Source organism: Streptomyces sp. BE20 (genome assembly GCF_036322525.1).
GTDB lineage: Bacteria > Actinomycetota > Actinomycetes > Streptomycetales > Streptomycetaceae > Kitasatospora.
This window is the reverse complement of sequence record NZ_JAQYWW010000960.1, coordinates 1-352: the sequence shown is the minus strand read 5'-3', so window position 1 is coordinate 352 and position 352 is coordinate 1. Positions and strand designations below refer to the sequence as shown.

Genomic DNA, 352 nt, shown 5'->3' with positions numbered 1-352 from the left:
GCCGTTGACGTCGGCGCGGTCGGCGGTGACGACGCCGAGGTCCTTGTTGGGGCCGTGGTAGACGTCGAGGCCGGTGTCGGGGAAGTCGATCCAGCCGGAGTCGGGGGTCCGTCCCTTGACCGATCCGGTCCTCACGTCCTGTACGTCGGCGGTCTCGGCGGTGACGGTGCCGAAGTCCTGGGCGCCGTTCTTGTGGACGGTGGTTCCGGTTTGGGGGAAGTCGATCCAGCCGTTGCCGGCGGCGCGGTCGCCGACCCACTTGGTGTTGACGCCGTTGACGTCGGCGCGGTCGGCGGTGACGACGCCGAGGTCCTTGTTGGGGCCGTGGTAGACGTCGAGGCCGGTGTCGGGG

The 352-nt window shown here is 70.2% G+C and carries 1 protein-coding gene; it reads right to left on the bottom strand.

Going from position 1 to position 352, the window contains the following annotated elements:
- Positions 1 to 352: hypothetical protein (locus PUR61_RS24705; RefSeq protein WP_329881576.1), on the bottom strand; the 352-nt coding region annotated here is incomplete at both ends.